Annotated in this window: 13 protein-coding genes; 7 read left to right on the top strand and 6 right to left on the bottom strand. The window is 48.2% G+C overall.

All coding sequences use genetic code 11. From position 1 onward, the window contains the following. Nucleotides 1-224: 224 nt before the first annotated feature. On the top strand, nt 225-1,028 hold the full coding sequence (locus QUA20_RS18635) for a TPM domain-containing protein (RefSeq protein ID WP_333190570.1): 804 nt from the start codon (nt 225-227) through the stop codon (nt 1,026-1,028). A 143-nt stretch (nt 1,029-1,171) separates the two neighbouring features. After that, nucleotides 1,172-1,795 carry a precorrin-8X methylmutase gene (locus QUA20_RS18630; RefSeq protein ID WP_333190569.1) on the top strand — a complete coding sequence of 208 codons (624 nt, stop codon included), beginning with the start codon at nt 1,172-1,174 and terminating at the stop codon, nt 1,793-1,795. Nucleotides 1,796-1,911: 116 nt separating this feature from the next. Here QUA20_RS18630 and QUA20_RS18625 read toward each other — a convergent pair whose 3' ends face one another. Both QUA20_RS18625 and QUA20_RS18620 read right to left on the bottom strand, forming a co-directional pair. Next, nucleotides 1,912-2,550: a response regulator transcription factor gene (locus tag QUA20_RS18625; protein WP_333190568.1), complete on the bottom strand. Its 639-nt coding sequence runs from the start codon at nt 2,548-2,550 to the stop codon at nt 1,912-1,914. A gap of 111 nt (nt 2,551-2,661) precedes the next feature. Then, complete coding sequence (locus tag QUA20_RS18620) at nt 2,662-3,858, bottom strand: sensor histidine kinase (protein WP_333190566.1); 1,197 nt, start codon at nt 3,856-3,858, stop codon at nt 2,662-2,664. A gap of 445 nt (nt 3,859-4,303) precedes the next feature. Here QUA20_RS18620 and QUA20_RS18615 point away from each other — a divergent pair, with 445 nt between their 5' ends. From QUA20_RS18615 to QUA20_RS18600, 4 genes are all read left to right on the top strand, one after another. Next, nucleotides 4,304-4,753: a hypothetical protein gene (locus QUA20_RS18615; RefSeq protein WP_333190565.1), complete on the top strand. Its 450-nt coding sequence runs from the start codon at nt 4,304-4,306 to the stop codon at nt 4,751-4,753. A gap of 299 nt (nt 4,754-5,052) precedes the next feature. Next, nucleotides 5,053-7,035, top strand: a complete 1,983-nt coding sequence (locus tag QUA20_RS18610; RefSeq protein WP_333190563.1) for an efflux RND transporter periplasmic adaptor subunit — start codon at nt 5,053-5,055, stop codon at nt 7,033-7,035. Between the two features lie 14 nt (nt 7,036-7,049). Further along, nucleotides 7,050-10,187 (top strand): efflux RND transporter permease subunit, encoded by a 3,138-nt coding sequence (locus QUA20_RS18605; RefSeq protein ID WP_333190562.1) that lies wholly within the window; start codon nt 7,050-7,052, stop codon nt 10,185-10,187. A gap of 175 nt (nt 10,188-10,362) precedes the next feature. Then, complete coding sequence (locus tag QUA20_RS18600; RefSeq protein WP_333190561.1) at nt 10,363-13,503, top strand: efflux RND transporter permease subunit; 3,141 nt, start codon at nt 10,363-10,365, stop codon at nt 13,501-13,503. 21 nt (nt 13,504-13,524) lie between these two features. Here QUA20_RS18600 and QUA20_RS18595 read toward each other — a convergent pair whose 3' ends face one another. The 4 genes from QUA20_RS18595 to dapB all read right to left on the bottom strand — a co-directional run bounded on the left by QUA20_RS18595 (nt 13,525) and on the right by dapB (nt 15,837). Next, the gene (locus QUA20_RS18595; RefSeq protein WP_333190559.1) at nt 13,525-13,827 is read right to left on the bottom strand and encodes a DUF2442 domain-containing protein; all 303 of its coding nucleotides are present in this window, start codon (nt 13,825-13,827) and stop codon (nt 13,525-13,527) included. A gap of 55 nt (nt 13,828-13,882) precedes the next feature. Next, nucleotides 13,883-14,044 (bottom strand): DUF4160 domain-containing protein, encoded by a 162-nt coding sequence (locus tag QUA20_RS18590; protein ID WP_333190557.1) that lies wholly within the window; start codon nt 14,042-14,044, stop codon nt 13,883-13,885. Between the two features lie 73 nt (nt 14,045-14,117). Continuing rightward, nucleotides 14,118-14,828, bottom strand: coding sequence for a phosphate ABC transporter permease (locus QUA20_RS18585; protein ID WP_333190556.1), 711 nt, complete (start codon nt 14,826-14,828; stop codon nt 14,118-14,120). 181 nt (nt 14,829-15,009) lie between these two features. Beyond that, nucleotides 15,010-15,837, bottom strand: coding sequence for a 4-hydroxy-tetrahydrodipicolinate reductase (dapB, locus tag QUA20_RS18580; protein WP_333190555.1), 828 nt, complete (start codon nt 15,835-15,837; stop codon nt 15,010-15,012). Nucleotides 15,838-16,139: 302 nt separating this feature from the next. Here dapB and QUA20_RS18575 point away from each other — a divergent pair, with 302 nt between their 5' ends. Next, on the top strand, nt 16,140-18,662 hold the full coding sequence (locus QUA20_RS18575; protein WP_333190554.1) for an EAL domain-containing protein: 2,523 nt from the start codon (nt 16,140-16,142) through the stop codon (nt 18,660-18,662). The last annotated feature ends 91 nt before the right edge of the window (nt 18,663-18,753 follow it).

The raw sequence follows: 18,753 nt of genomic DNA, 5'->3' as shown, positions 1-18,753 counted from the left end.
ACCCCCTTGAGGAGCTCGATCGCTAATTTCTCCCCCCTTCCCCCTCTCTCCCCCTCTCCCCCTCTCCCTCTCCCCCTCCCCCTTTCTCAAAAACTCTTTCCCCCTTCCCCTTGCTCTCCCCTTCCTGTAAAGTAAATAATTGTAAAGAAATATGAGTTTTCTCTTATCCTTTGGTTAACACCGCCAGCTAGCATTCACAATTAAGACCCGGATTACAAGTTCCTATGTCACAGCTTTTCCCGCGAAAATTTCTAGCCTTTGCTGCCGCATTTTTTCTGGCTTTGTCGGTGTGGACGATCGCACCTGCGGCCCACGCTTTCAACAATCCCGATTTGTTGCCCTCAACTCAGACGCCGATCATTGATTTAGCTAAAGCCCTCACGGATATTGAAGAAGAGAGTTTGGCAAAAAATTTAAAGGCTTTTGAAGCCGAAACCGGCTGGAAACTGCGAGTGCTGACTCAGTACGATCGCACGCCCGGTTTAGCTGTCAAAAGTTATTGGGGACTAGATAACAAGAGCGTGTTGCTAGTTGCTGACCCCCGAGGGGGAAATTTGCTCAATTTTAATGTGGGCGACTCGCTGTATCCGCTGCTGCCCCGCACTTTTTGGGTGGAACTGCAAACCCGCTACGGTAATCAATTTTTTGTGCGGGACAATGGCGAAGATCGAGCGATTATTGAATCTTTGGAGTCGATCGAAGGCTGTTTGCGTCAGGGCGGGTGCCGCGTGGTTCCGGGTTTGCCGAGGGAACAGTGGGTTCTGACGTTAATTACGTCGGTGGTTGGCGGCGTCATCTGCGGGTTTGCTGCTCAGCCTCGGAAGCCGGGACAGGTGGTGGCTTGGCAGTGGGCGCTGATTTTTTCGCCGCTGTGGGGCATTCTGTTTTTCGCTTTCGGACTTGGACCGGTGGTGACTAGGACTTCTGACTGGTTGCCTGTGGTTCGGAATGTGTCGGGTTTTGCGATCGGAGCTTTGGTGGCATTCCTAACTCCGGTGCTGGGCAAATCTTCTTCGTCGGAAACTTAGTTGTCACTTGTCTGTTGCCAGTCAACTGTTGCCAGTCAACTGTTGCCAGTCAACAGTCAACAGTCATCAGTCAACAGTCAACGAATTGACTAAAAGCTGGTAAGCTGATACCTGACAACTCAGAGGCGACAGCTATCCAACAAATGGAATGGCACGTAAGCGATGCCCAGAGTCTGGGATTAATCGATAACGAAATTGGCGACCACGGTTTTTCAGCGGCGGAGTACGAAATAGTCCGCCGCGTGATTTATGCGACTGCTGATTTTGAGTACAAGTCTTTAATTAGTTTTTCCGATCAGGCTTTGCAAGCCGGGGCGGCCGCTTTGGCTGCTCGGACTACGATCGTGGTAGATGTGCCGATGGTGCAGGTGGGCATTACGCCCTTGATCCAAAATACCTTTGCGAATCCGGTTTACTGTTCGATGGAGGCTTTGACACGCCCACAAAAGGAAAGGACGCGGGCCGCTTGGGGGATTGAAACTTTGGCAAGACGCTATCCTGAGGGGATTTTTGTGGTGGGCCAGTCTCAAACTGCTTTGTCGGCGATCGTAGATTTGATTGAATCTGAGGAAATTCGACCCGCTTTGGTGATTGGAACTCCTTCTGGGTTTGTGGGGGTTGACGTGGCTAAGTCGCGGCTGCACGATTCCATGGTTCCTCACATTCGGATTGAGGGCCGCAAGGGCTCTGCGGTGGTGGCTGTGGCTATTGTTAACGGGCTGGTGGATTTGGCTTGGCAGGCTTACGGCCAAGAGGGGAACAGTTGATGATTTTGTGTGCTGCTGGCGCGGATGGGTGAGTGTAAAAAATCGGGTGGTGAGAAAGTGGCTGAATCTGTCTCTGAGCAAGGCTTTGATTGCCACTTTCAGGCATCGGTAAGTCCCTAATTGAAGAGTGAATGAGCCAACAGCGCGGCTTGAGTTCGATCGCGCAAATTTAACCTACTCAAAATATTCGTTACATAGTTCTTTACCGTGTTTTCCGACAAAAATAAGGTTTGAGCGATTTCTCGGTTGTTCGCGCCTGAAGCTATTAAACGCAACACTTCTAATTCTCTGGGCGTGAGTTGCTCTAATTCTGGCGGAGAAACAACCGTCGGATTGGTTGCAGCAGGAGTCATCAGGGCTTTCTCAAACAATCCCGGGCCGAGTTGCGTGTGTCCTTTATAAACAGCGCGAATAGCTAAGGCAAGTTCGTCGGGTTCGGTATCTTTGAGCAAGTAGCCTTTTGCACCCAGCCGCATTGCTTGGCTGACATATTCATCGTCATCAAATGTGGTTAAAACCAGGACTTTTGTATCGGGATAAGATTGGGCGATCGCCCCGGTTGCTGCGACGCCATCCATCACGGGCATCCGAATATCCATCAGCACAATGTCGGGCTGTAGGATGGGAATTTGTGCGATCGCCTCCTGTCCGTTTTCAGCTTCACCAATTACCTGCATATCAGAATAGCATTCCAGGATACTCTTGATTCCCCGGCGAATAATATGCCGATCGTCCACTAGCAAAATCCGAATCATATAACAATCCTCGCATCAATTAGCATGGGGAAAACCGCACTGCATTATCATTTCTTGAGTCTTTTATATAGGGACAAAAGTTTGTATAGACGCGGTTTAAACCGCTGGTTTCTATATGTTTTGAGAGGGCAAAGCAACCGAAATCCGGCAACCGTTTCCAGACTTGCTGTAAATCGCAAATTGACCGCCGACAGCGGCCACTCGTTCCCGCATTCCCTGGAGCCCGAATCCAGTGGTATTTTGTGCAGGGTCGAAGCCTTTGCCGTTGTCAGCAATCGACAAATAAATCTGTCCTGCGTGTTGCTGCAACCCAACTGTCACCACCGTTGCATCAGCGTGTTTGTGAATATTTGTGAGCGATTCTTGCACAATTCTGTAAAGTGTTGTATTGATTTCCTGAGATAGCAGAACTGGTAAGCGAATCGAGTTGGAAACTTCGATCGCAGTCATGCGCTGAAAGTCTTGGAGAAGTTTGTCGATCGCACTTTCGAGCGACAATCCTTGCAAAGGATTCGATCGCAAAACCGAAACAGATTTGCGAATTTCTAACAAAGCTTCCGATCCGAGTTGTTTCGCCTGTTTTAGAAACCCCAGCGCTTTCTCATCCTCCGATTTCCAGAACAAGAGGGCATTATTGAGCTGAATCGTTTGAGCCGCTAGGGTGTGTCCGAGTCCGTCATGGATTTCGCGGGCAATCCGATTGCGTTCCTGCAAAGTTGCCTGGTCTTCAATTCGCAGTGCATAATGGCGGAGTTGTTCGTGAGTTACGGCTAATTTATCGTGAGCGATTTCTAATTGCTCTCGGCTTTGGCGTTCCGCAATCAACGCATTAATTAACAATAAAGCGAACACTAATGTCAAGCCAAATAATAACACATTGCTAAATCGCCATTCCCAAACAGTTGCAATGACTTTTTCAGGTAAAATAGGTTTTAATAACAGTAGCGAGCTATAGGACAGCAAGGCTAAACCCAAGACTGTCACCTGCCCCGGCTGGCGGAAGATCAGACAACTGCGCATCAGCAGCACGAGAAAAAGCAAAAAGCTCGATCGGCTAGATAACCCTTCCTGGACAATTGGCAGCAAAATCAAGCCAAATTCTAGGGCTGTAAATAAAATTTTTCTACCTAACCGAACTGTTGGCAAACGCAACCCGATCGCGCCGAAAAGTGCGATCGCGCCAACCCGTAACAGCAGCGACCAGAGCGACTGAAACGGATGCAGCACTTCCATCAAGGCTGCCGTCGCCAGCAGCAGCCACTCCAAATAAAGCAACAAACGAAAGGACGGATAGGTCAAGCGAATCATAGAACTTTTCCCCATCAAAAGCTGGAGCGATTCAAGCAAGGTCGCTGACCTAATTGTAGAAGGTATCTTGGAGTCAAAAAACACGTTACCCCCTTATGTTCAGAAGGAAGTTCGGCAACGCGCAGTGAATCGGGATTTAACGGATGAATGTTGAGGGAATTAGTCATTGAGCAATTCTCCCACTTTCCCATTCTCCCACTCTCCCACTCTCCCGCTCTTCCCGCTCTCCCCTTTTGCCATAACAGACAAGTTATGTGTAGCAGCTTAGCGAATCCGCCAACGATCGCGCTAGAGCCTTTTCGGCTGATTTTGGCATTTGGGACTAGGAAAAAAGTCACAACCGCAAAGTGCTTTTTGACTAATCAAGTTAGGAGTCTTGGGTCATGCGCTGGCTGATTTTAACCTATAAGATTTGGTGGTGAAGGTTAATTAGACGCAGTAAATCATGAAAAGAACAACGATCGCACCAGCATTTCTCCTCGTCGGTGCACTTTTGGTAGGCGGTTTGTCTGCTTGTACGCAATCCAATGCTTCGGAACCTACTCTACCTGACACGACGGCGGCCAATCCAGTAAGTTCAGACCAAGCGAAGGCGGATTCAGTTTCCTCCCAAGCGGCTCAACCTGTCGCGGCGACTGCAACTCCAAGTTCAGCGCAACCGAAAGCAACGAATGCAGAACGCGCACAGAAACGCGAGGAACTTCGCAAACAAGTCGAAGTGGTGTTGACGCCAGAGCAGGTACAACAGTTAGAAACTAAAGTCAAGGGAGGTGAAAAAATGCGAAAAGCTTTGTCGGAGCTAAATCTCACCGCCGAACAAAAGACAAAAATTAAAGACATTCTCAAGACTGCTTATCCTCGGGGACAAAAGCAGTCTCAAACAAGTTCGCAATAACGCTCTGATTGGGCAATTTGCAGTGCGAAACTGATACAGGACTTGCGCGGGTTCTCCGGCCTACTCCACAAGAAAATTGATCTGTTGTGGAACAGGCATCTTGCCTGTTCTTGAGAATGATAAATGATACAAGATGTTAGTTACAAATGAGATGTTGCTCACCTTTTGCACCCTTGTTAATAAGCCTTTTACGAACAGGAAAGATGCCTGTGAAGCGATAAAACTCATCTTTTGTAGAACAGGTCGGAAAGCCTGTTTTTGAGAATAGTGCAAGATGTTAGTTACAAAGGAGGTTTGTGATGATCGAGGAAATTATTAGTGAAAGTCGGAATGGCACTCGCCCTAAAGTTTCTGACGAAAATCAGAAGCTGAACGAGCAACCGACGCACAACGTAGAAATTGTTAGTGAAACTCCTAAAGACGCTCTCCGTGAAGTTTTTCAGGAAGCTCCAACATTGCCGGAGAGCGAACCGGCGGAAAGTGTTGCAGCCAAACAACCGACGGAAAAGGTGCTGGCGAAAGGGCGGATTGCGCTGTTGCTGCTGGGGTTGCTGCTGGTGTCCGGGTTGGGATTTTTGGTTTGGGTTCGATCGACTGCTCCTAAAGCGGAAAAACCGAGCCGCAGCGGCAGACTGCAAGTGACTCCGGTAATGGTGGCAACAGTGACGCAAAAAACGGTTCCGATACAGTTGCAAGCGATCGGCAACGTGCAATCGAGTTCTACTGTCTCGGTGACACCACAAGCTAGCGGGCGGATTACAGGAGTTTATTTCAAGAAAGGACAAGAAGTTAAGAAAGGACAATTGCTGTTTTCGATCGACGATCGCTCTCAAACTGCCTCGATCCAGCAAGCTCAAGGAATCGTAGCAAAAAGCCAAGCACAGGTGCAACAAGCCACAGCCAACCTTTCTAAAGACCAAGGAGTTGTCGAACAAGCTAGAGCAACCCTTGACAAAGACCGAGGAATGGTCGAGCAAGCCAAAGCGACTCTGGAAAAAGACCAAGGAATTGTCCAGCAAGCCAGAATGACTCTTGCTAAAGACAAAGGAGTCGTCGAACAAGCCAGAATGACTCTGGAAAAAGACCAAGGCGCAGTCAAGCAAGCGATCGCCACCTTGACCAAGGATCGAGCTCAAGCCCAATATGCCGAAGCACAAAGTCAACGGTACGCAGCCCTCTACAAACAAGGAGTAATCAGTCAAGACCAAGCCCAACAATACGCTACCAGCAGCCGAGCCGCTGCGGCAACGGTCGATCTTGACAAGCAAGCGATCGCCAATGCTGAGACGGCGGTGAAGAGCGATCGCATCGGGATTGCCAATGCTGAGGCAGCCGTTAAAAGTGATGAAGTGGCGATCGCAAATGCTGAGACGGCGGTGAAAAGCGATTTAGTAGGGATTGAGAATGCTGAGACGGCGGTGAAAAGCGATTTAGTGGGGATTGAGAATGCTCGGGCTGTCGTGGAGGGCGATCGGGCTGCGATCGAGGGTTCTCAAGCTGGGTTGAGTGCAGACGGCGGTGCCTTGAAAAATGCTCAGGTGCAATCATCCTATACCAAGGTCTATGCGCCGATCGACGGGCGTGCCGGAAATGTGCTGGTGACAGAAGGCAATGTGGTGCAAGCAAGCACCGACAAACCCTTGGTGACAATATCTACAATTAATCCCATTCAAGTTGCCTTTTCCGTTCCTGAATCGAACCTGCCACAAATCCAAAAATACGCGAACAACGGCAAACTTAAAGTTGATGTCACCTTTGCTGGAAACAATCGTCCGATATCGGGAACCTTGTCATTTGTGAACAATACGGTTGACAATGCCACTGGCTCAATTCAACTGATTGGCGACTTTAATAATGCAGATGGCAAACTTTTTCCCGGTCAATTTGTTAGCACAACTTTAACATTAAGTCAACAACCAAATGCGATTGTTGTTCCCTCACAAGCAGTACAGACAGGGCCGAACGGACAATTCGTATTTGTCGCCCAAGAAGACGATACAGTGGAAAATGTGCCTGTAGTTGTCAGCAATACAATCAACGGCTTAACTGTTATCCAAAAAGGTCTGGATGCGGGTGATGAAATTGTCACCGACGGACAAGCAAATCTGGTTGATGGCAGCAAGATTCGCATTAAAACCGCAGCGGATGCTAAAGATAATTCAGATAATACTAAAGGCAATAATAATTCAGACACATCTGGAGCCAAAGAAACTAATGTAAAATCTGCCGGCGACTCTAATTCATCGGGAAATAAGTCATGGAAATCGCGCAAGAATCCCTAGGGCGGAGGTAACTAATGAATCTCTCAGAACCGTTTGTTCGCCGTCCAATTATGACCACCTTGGTGATGGCGGCAATTCTAATTTTTGGTTGGATGAGTTATCGCTTACTGCCGATTAGCGATTTGCCAAACGTCGATTATCCCACGATTCAAGTCAGCGCTTCCCGACCCGGCGCCAGCCCGGAAACGATGGCTGCATCGGTGGCGCGCCCGCTAGAAAAGCAATTTTCCAGCATTGCTGGACTCGATACGCTAACCTCAACAAGTACCAGCGGCAAAACTCAAATTACGCTTCAGTTCAATCTCAGCCACAGTATTGACGATGCGGCGCAAGATGTGGAATCGGCAATTTCCTCGGCCTCCGGTCAAATGCCCAACGATTTGCCAAATCCGCCTACCTACAGCAAAGTCAACCCCGCCGACGGGCCGATTCTTTACCTTTATCTCACTTCCCCAACACTTCCGCTTTCTGAGGTTGATAAATACGCACAAACCTATCTAGCGCAAAAGCTTTCGACAATCGCCGGTGTGGCGCAAGTACAGATTTACGGTTCTCAAAAATATGCTGCTAGAATTCAACTCGATCCGCAACAGTTAGCAACGCGGCAAATTGGCATCGATCGAGTGCAAACTGCGATCGAACAAGGAAACGTCAACTTACCCACAGGAAGCCTTTCCGGCAGCCATAAAAACTTTACTGTGCAAACAAACGGACAGCTTCAGGATGCTGCTGCATTCCGCCGTTTAATTGTGACGTACAAAAATGGACAGCCTATTTATCTCGAACAATTAGGACGAGTCATTGACAGCGTAGAAAATACTCAACTTGCTAGTTGGTATAACAACGATCGCGCAATTATCCTCACGATTCAAAGACAGCCGGGCACAAATACTGTAGAAGTTGTAGAGACGATTCAAAAATTACTGCCCAACTTAAAAACTCAGATTCCGAGTTCGATCGAGCTTGGGGTGATGTACGATGCGTCTCAATCGATTCGCGATTCGGTTGAGGACGTTCGGTTTACGCTCGTTTTGACGATCGCCCTAGTCATCTTAGTAATCTTCTTATTTTTACGCAATCTTTCTGCAACAGTCATTCCCAGTTTAGCGCTGCCGGTTTCGCTGATCGCAACCTTTGGCGTCATGCACTTATTGGACTACTCGCTAGATAACTTGTCGATGATGGCACTGACGCTATCCGTCGGCTTTGTAGTCGATGATGCGATCGTCATGCTCGAAAACATCGTCCGCCACATAGAAGAAGGAGAAACCCCGCGAGAAGCGGCGCTAAACGGGTCTAGGGAAATCGGCTTTACGATTTTATCGATGACGCTTTCGTTGGTGGCGGTGTTTATTCCGATGTTATTTATGAGCGAGTTGTTGGGGCGCTTGTTTCATGAATTTGCAGTGACGATTGCAGTTTCAATTTTGGTTTCAGGCTTTGTATCTTTGAGCCTGACACCGATGTTGTGCAGCCGTTTTTTGCGTCCGGTAAATCACGCCAATCAAAGCCGGCTTTATCGAGCTTCAGAGTATGTATTCGAGGTCTTTCTGAGTTGGTACGATTGGAGCCTCAAGAAAGTTTTAAAATTTCACCGCACCACGATGATTTTGTCATTCGCAATGGTGTTTGTCACAGTTGGACTATTTATCGCGGTTCCCAAAGGCTTTATTCCCAGCCAAGACACCGGACAAATCACCGGCATTACTCAAGCTGCACAAGATGCCTCTTTTGATGAATTAGTGCGCCACCAGCAAGCAGTTGTCAGCGCGATCCGCCAAGATCCGAACGTGGAAGCAGTCAACTCGAATATCGGGGCAGGAGCGAGTGCAAATGGCGGCGGGGCGGCAGTTGCCGGAAATTCGGGAAGCTTGTTTATTCGGCTGAAACCGATCTCGCAGCGGCAGATGGGAGCAGACGAAATTGTGCAGAATTTGCGATCGCAACTAGCAGACATTCCCGGCATTCAAGTCTTCTTGCAAAATCCTCCGGCAATCCCGCTGGGCACTCAACAAAGCACTGGATTGTATCAACTCGCGCTGCAAAGTTCTGACGTTCTACCGCTGCGGCAATACGTCCCGCAACTGGTTGACAGAATGAAAGCAATGCCAGAAATTCAGGATGTTAACAGCGATTTGCAGATGACTTCTCAAATCAAAATTGATATCGATCGCGACAAAGCCTCAGCATTAGGAATTACTGCCAGTCAAATTGAAAACACCCTGAGAAATGCTTACGGCGCTTACCAAGTTTCCACGATTTACGGTGCGAGCAACGAGTATCAAGTTATTTTGGAGCTAGAACCAAAGTATCAAAAAGATCCCAATGCTTTGATGCAGCTTTACATCGCCACAACAGGCAGTAATTCGAGTGATACTTCTGCGAGTCAAACACAAGTACCGCTAGCAACGTTTGCCAAAATCACTCCGGGAATTGCACCGTTAATTGTCAACCACGTCGGGCGGATGAATGCTGCGACAATTTCCTACAACCTCGCCCCTGGGGTGGCGCTGGGAACGGCAAATAGCGCGATCGACAAAATCGTGAAATCGGTAATTCCTGACAGCATTTCTACCAATTATAAGGGCGCGAGCCAAGTATTTCAAAGTTCGCTGCCGAGTTTGGGTATCCTGTTGGCGATCGCAATTCTCGTCATCTATTTGATTCTCGGTATTTTGTACGAAGATTTCATCCATCCAATTACAATTCTGTCGGGATTGCCTTCGGCGGGATTTGGCGCATTATTAACGCTGATGTTGTTTGGTGTTGAGCTCAACGTTTATTCATTCATCGGCATCATCTTGCTGGTAGGAATTGTTAAGAAAAACGGCATTATGATGGTGGATTTTGCGATCGAAGCCCAGCGCAACGACGGCAAAAAACCAGCGGAAGCAATCTATCAAGCCTGCTTAGTGCGCTTTCGACCGATTATGATGACCACAATGGCGGCTTTAATGGGAACATTGCCGATCGCCCTGGGAGTTGGTGCGGGTTCGGAATCTCGCCGCCCGTTAGGAATTGCCGTTGTCGGCGGACTTTTGTTTTCACAAGTTTTGACACTGTATCTCACGCCCGTATTTTACATCTACATGGAATCGTGGCGTAAAAAGCTCAATGAGGTGAAGTTTCGGCAAGTTTTTTCGTTTAAATGAGGACGGTAAAATAACCGTTTTAAGAGGACACGGCAATACCGTTTCTTGCGCCCCAAAATAATCGATTATCCTCGCGAGGAGGAGACGGCAATGCCGTGTCCCTACCTCGATTAATTGTAGGGACACGGCACTGCCGTGTCCTCACGGTTCGACATCTCACTACCAACCAAGTTTTATGAACCTTTCAGAAATCTTTATCCGGCGCCCCGTAATGACCGCACTGGTCACAATCGGCATTCTAATCTTCGGTTTGATGAGTTATTTCCTGCTACCAATTAGCGCCTTACCTCACGTTGAATATCCCTTTGTAAGTGTCTCTGCTAGCTTACCCGGTGCAACCCCCGAAACAATGTCATCCTCAGTTGCCGCGCCGCTAGAAAGACAGTTCACTGAAATAGCTGGCCTCAATTCGTTTAACTCCACCAGTTCCACCGGTAGCGCGAATATTTCCCTACAATTCGACTTCAGCCGCAGCGTGAATTCTGCTGCTAAAGACGTACAAGCTGCGATCGCCGCCGCCGCAGGTTCATTGCCCTCGGGAATGCCCAAACCGCCAACCTACCGCAAAGTTAACCCTTCAGTTGCGCCGGTTCTATACCTTTATTTGTACTCCAAAACCCTGCCAATTGCAGAAGTGGATGAAGCCGCAGAAGTGACGATCGCACAACCCATCTCAGCTATCGACGGTGTGGCACAAGTGCAGGTTTACGGGCAGAAACAATATGCAGTGAGAATTCAACTCGATCCGCGAGAATTGACCTCAAGGGGAATCGGGTTAGATCAAGTTAGAACCGCAGTTACGCAAGGAAATGTAAACTTGCCAACCGGAAGCCTTTCTGGCGATAACAAAAGCTATTTAATTCAGGTAAACGGTCAATTGAACCGTGCAGCAGAATATCGATCGCTGATCGTTGCTTACAAAAATGGCGCAGCAGTGAGGCTGCAAGATTTAGGAAACGTAATTGACGACGTGCAGAATAACAAAGTTTTGAATTTGTACACCGATAAAAACGTTACAAATCAACCTGCAATCTTGCTGGCAGTGCAACCTCAACCGGATGGAAATACTGTCGAAATCGTCGATTCGATCGTGCAAATGTTACCCGCCCTCAAACAACAAATTCCCCAATCGGTCGAAATGGGAATTATGTACGATCGCTCTCAATCAATTCGGGCTTCTGTAGACGATGTGAAGTTCTCCTTAGTTTTGTCGGTGTGTCTGGTTGTCTTAGTAATTTTTATATTTTTACGGAACCTCACAGCGACGGTAATTCCGAGTTTAGCTTTGCCTGTGGCGATTATCGGTACGTTTGCAGTGATGTATCAGTTGGGATACTCGTTAGATAACCTTTCTCTGATGGCGCTGACGCTTTCAGTGGGGTTTGTGGTGGATGATGCGATCGTGGTTCTCGAAAATATTGTTCGCCACCAAGAAATGGGAGAAGCACCGCTAGAAGCAGCATTAAAAGGGTCGAAAGAAATTGGTTTTACCATTGTTTCCATGACGCTTTCATTAGTCGCCGTGTTTATTCCGATCATGTTTATGGGCGGGTTAATCGGTCGGTTATTCCACGAATTTGCTGTGACAATTTCTGTGGCAATTTTGGTATCGGGATTTGTTTCTCTGAGCCTCACGCCGATGTTGTGCAGTCGATTTCTAAAATCGTCCCACCAACACCAACAAAACCGCTTCTACCACCTTTTTGAGCGGGGATTCGAGCTGCTGCTGCAAGGATACGAAGGGTCGCTAAAGCCTGTTTTGAAATACCGTTTTGTGACGCTGATTGTTTCTGTAATTCTGCTGGTATTGACGGCTTATCTGTTCGTTATGGTTCCGAAAGGCTTTATTCCAACTGAAGATACGGGACAACTGATGGCTAACACAAAAGGAGCGCAAGATATTTCGTTTGAAGATATGCTGCTTCACCAACAACAAATCGTTGATATCATTCGGAAAAATCCCAACATCGCAGCATTGAACTCAACTGTAGGTGCCAGCGGCCCGAACGCATCCGCGAACAACGGACGCATCACCATTAGGCTCAAACCGCGATCGCAGCGCCGCCTCAGTGCCGACGAAATCATCCAACAACTCACTCCTAAGTTGCGCGGAATTCCCGGCATTCAAGCTTTTTTACGCTCTCCTGCTGCGATTCCGATCGGCGGTCAACAAACAAATTCACAATATCAGTTTACGGTGCAAAGTTTAGACTTGCAAGCGCTGCGTCAAGCGGTGCCGGAATTGTTAGCTAAAATCAAAACGCTACCGGGATTGCGCGGTGTGGATAGCGATTTGCAACTGAGCACGCCTCAGCTTCAAGTTAAAGTCGATCGCGACAAAGCCGCAACCGTCGGCGTTAGTGCTCAACAAGTGCAAAAAACCCTCAGCGCAGCTTACGGTTCCGGACAGGTTTCCACGATTTATACCCCGAACAATCAATTTACGGTTGTGTTAGAACTAAAGCCTGAGTATCAGCGCGATCCGAGTGCTTTGTCGATGCTGTACGTGCGATCAAACACCGGACAAATGATATCGCTAAGTGCGATCGCAAATGTCACCCAAACAGTCGGGCCGCTAACCGTCAATCACCTAACTGGATTGCCCTCTGCTACAATCTCCTTTGACACTCTCCCAGGCACATCGCTGAGTCAAGCAACCGCAGCTATCGAGAAAGTTGCAAAGGATGTTTTGCCGCCGTCAGTGACAACAAGTTTCCAAGGCGCAGCACAGGTATTTAACCAATCTTTTAACGATCTAGGTTGGTTGTTGCTGGTTTCTATTCTGGTGATTTATTTAATTCTCGGCATTTTGTACGAGGATTTCATTCACCCGCTGACAATTTTGTCAGGTTTGCCGTCAGCCGGATTTGGTGCACTGTTAACGCTGGTAATCTTTCAGGTTGAACTCAATCTCTATTCGTTTATCGGGATTATTCTGCTGGTGGGAATTGTCAAGAAAAACGGTATTATGCTGGTAGATTTTGCGATCGAGAAACAGCGCCAAGAAGGCAGAAGCGCGTTTGAGGCTATTTACGAAGCCTGCATCGTCCGCTTCCGTCCGATTATGATGACAACGATGGCGGCTTTAATTGGAACTTTGCCGATCGCCCTGGGAGTTGGTAGCGGTTCCGAATCGCGCCGTCCGTTGGGAATTGCGATCGTCGGTGGATTGCTGTTTTCGCAAGTTTTAACGCTGTATCTTACTCCGGTATTTTACACTTATATGGAAGCGTGGCGCAAACGGCTAGGTCAACCAAAAATGAAGCTATCTAAATTTTTCTGGCGTACGAAAACTAAACCTTCTAGCCCAAATTAAAAGGTGTTTGTAGCGAGGAAGTTAGTCATTAGTTATGCGGTTAATTAACCAACTTTCAAACGATCGTTGACTTTCACTGCTGCGTCGGCCTGCTAGCAAACCTTCAACTCCAATATGTTCGTCTAAATCAACCCATTCAATGGCATAACCATCTCCAAGTAGCTGCCAATTATGTCTTTCCTCCGGGGAAGCGTGCAACAAACGGGGATACCAAGCTAAGGGCACGCTCAAACTGCGACCATCAACTAAGTCCACAATTACTTTTTCATCTGTCACCGTGACTTTAATTACGAGGGGTTCTGTTTCAAGTACCAAAGTAGTCATGCCAAGCCTCCAGCAATATTTGTTCGTATTCCTCTACAAGACGAGCAATCTGGTTTTATTCATGCTCTTTGAAGCCTCGATTTTTTTCTAGAGATACAGGATTCATCCAAAATTTGGCAAGTTGCCGATAGCGCTTAACATGAATGTGGGCTGGTTCGCCTCGATCGGAACTAAAAAAGATGAAACTGTATGGTCCAACCTGAAAAACCGTAGGCATTAGCTGTTATGAGAGTTAATTTTCTCCTAAGTTTAACTTGCGATCGCTCTTAAATGTTGGGTACTTTTCAAAATTAATAATCAGCGGGCGATCGCCTTTTTGAACTTCTACTGTCATTATCCCGATCGCGGTCTTTTTTCCTACCTTTTTTAATTTGCTGGCTCATTTCTACAAACAAATCCCTGCGTAAATAAGGATAGTCGCTCACCCACACGTCGCGGCTGGGAATGTAAATATCTGAAACTTTGCCAATCCGGCCCAAATCTTCTTGATTTGACATGATTAACATTAAAGCAGCTTGGCCGGGGGCAATTCCTTGGTGATCTTTCCGCAAGGGAGCTCGAAGTGTAGTGGTAAATCCGGTTTTGTCGCCAACTTCTAAATTAATTCGCGGTTCTAAGTTGTCAACAATTACGAGTTGTCCTTTTTGATTGACTGTTTCTTCTTGGCTTGTGACTTCATCTGTGATATAAATATCCAAAACTCGTCCTTGCCAAAAACCGCAGTATTGATATTTGCGGCATTCTGCATTCCGCAAACTCGCCCACAAAATCGGCCCCCACAGCCAATACAAACCTGCAATCAATCCGGTGATTAAAACTAGCGGCGCGACATCGGAACCGGCGAAGTTATAGACTATCAGCACGAAAACTACTGTTACCGCTGAGATTAACATTCGCCTCAAAAAATCGGGCGGTTTTCCCCAGATATATTTGTATTGCGCTCCCGTGGCGACGGCAGGAATCAGTTCTTTAAAGGTTTCGCTGGTTAAGGGAATTAGCATAGGAAGTTCGGCAACAGATTTTGTAACGGATGCAACGGATGTCTGTTCGGCAGGGGATTGTATAAGCGTTGTAACGGATTTAAGGGATTGATGTTGAAATCAGAAGTCAGAAGTCAGAAGTTAGAAGTTAGATTAATTCCACATTACCAAGGACTAATGACTAATGACTAATGACTAATGACTACAAGATCTTTTCCAGACCGTAAACGAGCGATCGCAGTTCAAGGACTTTGCGTATAGACAGCAACACTCCGGGCATATAACAAGCTCGATCGCTCGTATCGTGTCGTAAAGTATAAACTTGACCGGCGCCGCCAAAAATTACTTCTTGGTGGGCAATTAAACCGGGTAAACGGATGCTGTGAATGCGAATCCCTTCATCGGCTAAAGATCCCCGAGCTCCGGCTAATTTTTCGGTTTCATCCACCTCGGGGGGATTGAATGTTTTTCCCATTTCTGCTAGCATTTGGGCAGTTTGAATGGCTGTGCCGCTGGGGGCGTCGGCTTTTTGATTGTGGTGCAGCTCGATAATTTCTACGTGTTCAAAATACTGAGATGCCGTGACAGCGGCTTGTTGGAGCAAAACCATGCCGATCGAGAAATTCGGTATAATCAAACATCCAGTGCTGGCTTTTTCAGCGAATTCACCTAAGTTTTCAATTTGCTTGCTGCTCAATCCGGTAGTACCGACTACGGGGCGAATCCCGTAAGCTATAGCCGATCGCACGTTTTCATAAACCGACTTCGGGTGCGTAAAATCTACCATTACCCCTAACTGCTTTTCCTGAGCAGCTAATACCAGCATTCCTTGCAAGTCGTCAGTGATCGGAACTTCTAGCGGGCCGCATCCGGCTAATTCCCCGGCATCGGCGTTGAGGCACTCAGGAGAGCGGTCTACAGCCCCAAATAAGGTCATGTCACTAGCATGGGCGATCGCCTTAATTACTTCACGGCCCATTTTGCCTGCTGCACCGTTAACAATCACCGGAATCGGAAGTTGATTCGCCATAATCTCAAAAATATCCTGAAAGTTCGATCGACTAAATTTTAACGCTTGTGGGAATTTGGGGAAACAAGGAATTAAAGACAGAATTTGTCGGCAAATCTTCAGAAACCCGGTTCCCATCCGAGAAATACTTTGCCAAATCGAGTTATTAGCTTAAAGAAACTCGGTTGCGGCACAAGTTCTGAAAAAATTATATTCAATCTCATATTAAGCCCAATTCTGTAAGAACAGACTTGGGCAAAGCTAATTTGCACCGACATATTTTTTTTGTGACTGCCAACTTCTCTCGGAATCTTCGATTTGTAATGTCTGTCGCAACTGGCTTCGACCTGAGTTCTCAAAACCGACGGGTCAGGATTTTGCCTGCAATGCTGGCGGGCGCGACAGTAACGCTGCTAAATATGGGAGTTAGGCAGTTGGGAGGCCTGCAAAGCTGGGAATTGGGGAGTTTTGACTCGTTAGTGCGCTTGCAGCTAGATTCCGGCCCCGATCCGCGGCTGCTGGTAGTGGCAATTTCTGAGGCCGATATTCAAGCTTTGGGGAGATTTCCGATTTCCGACAAGGCGATCGCTCAAACCTTGACAAAACTGCAAAAGTATCAGCCAAAAGTCATCGGTTTGGATTTGTACCGGGATTTGCCTCAAGCGCCGGGACACCAAGAATTGCTGGCCGCGCTGAAAGCACCGAATGTTGTGGCGATCAACCAATTGAGCGATTCAGAAAGTCCGGGAGTGCCTGCGCCTCCGGGGATACCGCCCGATCGGGTTGGTTTTAACGACTTCGTGCTCGATGCTGACGGCGTTGTACGCCGCAATTTACTTTCAGTCTCGCAAGCACAGAAGACTGCTGCTTTCTCGTTTTCTATGCAAGTGGCTTTGTTGTATCTCAAAGACAGACTGCTGCCGACAATTAGCCCGATTAATCCCAAACAAATCAACTGGGGCAAAGCAGAATTTGTACCTTTAACTTCTGACAGCGGCGGCTATGCAAATATTGACGCCAGAGGCTACCAAATTCTGCTCAAATACCGTTCTGGCAAGCAGGTGGCGCGACAAGTCAGTATCCGGCAGGTGTTGAAGGGGGAATTTGACCCGAGTTGGGTAAAGGACAAGATCGTGCTGATCGGGACGACTGCACCTAGCACCAGAGACGTGTTTCTGACGCCCTACAGTCCCGTTAAAAAGCAAAGTCCGAAAATGCCGGGGGTGCTGGTTCACGCGCAAATGCTCAGCCAAATATTGAGTGCAGTTTTGGATGGGCAATCGCTGTTTTGGGTGTGGCCGGAATGGGCGGAAATTGTGTGGAACGGTTCTTGGGCGATGGTTGGCGGGGTTGTGGCTTGGCGGATTCAGCACCCTGCGAGGGCGGGATTAGTTGGGGGTGCGGCGTTGATGGGTCTGTTGGGGATTAGTTTTGGGATTTTTACTGGGGGTGGGTGGGTGCCGCTGGTGTCGCCGGCTTTGAGTTTGGTGTTGACTGGTGGGGGCGTCAGCGCTTACAGGAAGCTTTACGATGCTTTTCACGATTCTCTGACGGGTTTGCCCAACCGGGATTTGTTCGTGGATTGTCTGGGGCGGGCGATCGCCAATACTAGGGGCCGCCGCAGCTATCTGTTTGCGGTGCTGTTTTTGGATTTAGACAGGTTTAAGGTGATTAATGATTCTTTGGGTCATTTGGCGGGGGACGAACTGCTGATGTCGGTAGTGCAGCGGTTGAGGGCAAGTATTGGCTCCGGGGATACTGTGGCGCGGGTGGGGGGCGACGATTTTGCGATTTTGGTGAGGAATGTTGATGTTGGCAGTGCGGTGGATTTGGCCGATCGCATTCACCAAGCTTTAATTGTGCCTTTTGAGTTGAAGGGGCAGGAGGTGTTTGTGACGGCGAGCATCGGGATTGCGCTGGGGGGCGAACCCGCTGCTACTGTGAGCGAACAGCCGGAACACTTGCTGCGCGACGCCCACACGGCGATGTACCGGGCGAAGGCTTTGGGAACGGGAAGGTATCAGGTGTTTAATGCTTCGATGCACGCTTTGGCGGTGGAGAGGTTGCAGTTGGAGACTGATTTGCGGATGGCCCTCAAGCGTCAGGAGTTTTTGCTGCACTACCAGCCTTTTGTATCTTTGGCAAGCGGGAGGATTATTGGGTTTGAGGCTTTGGTACGCTGGCAGCACCCGCTGCGGGGCTTGATTTCGCCGGTGAAGTTTATTCCGGTGGCTGAGGAAACGGGGGCAATTGTGCCGCTGGGCGACTGGGTGCTGGAGGAGGCTTGCCGGCAGTTGCGACGGTGGGAGGAAATGTTTGATTTCGATCGGCCTTTGATTATGAGTGTAAATTTGTCGGGGAAGCAGTTTGCTCAGCCGGATTTGGTCGATCGCATTCAGGCTATTTTGGGGGCAACGGGTTTGAGTCCCGAGAGTTTGAAGTTGGAGATTACTGAGAGTGTGGTCATGGATGATGTGGAGTCGGCGATCGCGGTTTTGAAGCAGATGAAAGCGTTAAATGTCAACTTGGGAATTGATGATTTTGGCACGGGTTATTCGTCGTTGAGTTATTTGAGTCGGTTTCCTACGGATACTTTGAAGGTTGATAAGTCGTTTGTGGGGCGGATGGAGATCGAAAGCGAGGGGGAGAATGTGGCGATCGTGCGGACGATTGTGGCGCTGGCTCACGCTTTGGGTATGGATGTGATTGCTGAGGGTGTGGAGACGGCGGCACAATTAGCTAGGTTGAGGTCGATCGGCTGCGAATACGGTCAGGGTTATTTTTTTGCTAAACCGTTACCGAGCGAGGCTGCGACTGCTTTGATGGCTTCCGAGCCGCAGTGGTAGTTCTGGGTTATTAGTTACAGCACTTCCGGATGTTATGAGGTACAGTAGCAGCAATTAGTAAACCAGTTTTTGAGATGTTTGGGATTCATTA

This window comes from Microcoleus sp. Pol7_A1, assembly GCF_036701085.1.
GTDB lineage: Bacteria > Cyanobacteriota > Cyanobacteriia > Cyanobacteriales > Microcoleaceae > Microcoleus > Microcoleus asticus.
The sequence above is the reverse complement of the archived record's forward strand: the minus strand, read 5'-3'. Positions and strand labels throughout refer to the sequence as shown.

Coding starts and splice junctions, on each gene's coding strand:
- QUA20_RS18635 (WP_333190570.1), top strand. CDS start 225: ATGTCACAGCTTTTCCCGCGAAAATTTCTAGCCTTTGCTGCCGCATTT.
- QUA20_RS18630 (WP_333190569.1), top strand. CDS start 1,172: ATGGAATGGCACGTAAGCGATGCCCAGAGTCTGGGATTAATCGATAAC.
- QUA20_RS18625 (WP_333190568.1), bottom strand. CDS start 2,550: ATGATTCGGATTTTGCTAGTGGACGATCGGCATATTATTCGCCGGGGA.
- QUA20_RS18620 (WP_333190566.1), bottom strand. CDS start 3,858: ATGATTCGCTTGACCTATCCGTCCTTTCGTTTGTTGCTTTATTTGGAG.
- QUA20_RS18615 (WP_333190565.1), top strand. CDS start 4,304: ATGAAAAGAACAACGATCGCACCAGCATTTCTCCTCGTCGGTGCACTT.
- QUA20_RS18610 (WP_333190563.1), top strand. CDS start 5,053: ATGATCGAGGAAATTATTAGTGAAAGTCGGAATGGCACTCGCCCTAAA.
- QUA20_RS18605 (WP_333190562.1), top strand. CDS start 7,050: ATGAATCTCTCAGAACCGTTTGTTCGCCGTCCAATTATGACCACCTTG.
- QUA20_RS18600 (WP_333190561.1), top strand. CDS start 10,363: ATGAACCTTTCAGAAATCTTTATCCGGCGCCCCGTAATGACCGCACTG.
- QUA20_RS18595 (WP_333190559.1), bottom strand. CDS start 13,827: ATGACTACTTTGGTACTTGAAACAGAACCCCTCGTAATTAAAGTCACG.
- QUA20_RS18590 (WP_333190557.1), bottom strand. CDS start 14,044: ATGCCTACGGTTTTTCAGGTTGGACCATACAGTTTCATCTTTTTTAGT.
- QUA20_RS18585 (WP_333190556.1), bottom strand. CDS start 14,828: ATGCTAATTCCCTTAACCAGCGAAACCTTTAAAGAACTGATTCCTGCC.
- dapB (WP_333190555.1), bottom strand. CDS start 15,837: ATGGCGAATCAACTTCCGATTCCGGTGATTGTTAACGGTGCAGCAGGC.
- QUA20_RS18575 (WP_333190554.1), top strand. CDS start 16,140: ATGTCTGTCGCAACTGGCTTCGACCTGAGTTCTCAAAACCGACGGGTC.